Origin of the sequence: Pleomorphochaeta sp. DL1XJH-081, assembly GCF_049310885.1 — a bacterium.
Lineage (GTDB): Bacteria > Spirochaetota > Spirochaetia > Sphaerochaetales > Sphaerochaetaceae > CAYZJV01.
Window position 1 is genome coordinate 1 of sequence record NZ_JBMDYO010000067.1, and the last position, 279, is coordinate 279.

At 54.1% G+C, this 279-nt stretch carries 1 pseudogene; it reads left to right on the forward strand.

Going from position 1 to position 279, the window contains the following annotated elements:
• Positions 1 to 279, forward strand: a pseudogene (gene clpA, locus ACODJP_RS13925) (ATP-dependent Clp protease ATP-binding subunit ClpA); the annotation flags it as partial.

Sequence of the window (279 nt, forward strand, 5' to 3'; positions counted from 1 at the left end):
GGCGGTAAAATATATCAATGACCGCCATCTGCCGGATAAAGCCATTGACGTGATTGACGAAGCGGGCGCTCGGGCGCGTCTGATGCCGGTGAGCAAACGTAAGAAAACGGTCAACGTGGCGGATATTGAGTCCGTAGTGGCGCGAATTGCGCGAATTCCTGAAAAGAGCGTCTCGCAGAGCGATCGCGATACGCTGAAGAACCTGGGCGATCGTCTGAAAATGCTGGTCTTCGGCCAGGATAACGCGATTGAGGCGCTGACCGAAGCTATTAAGATGAG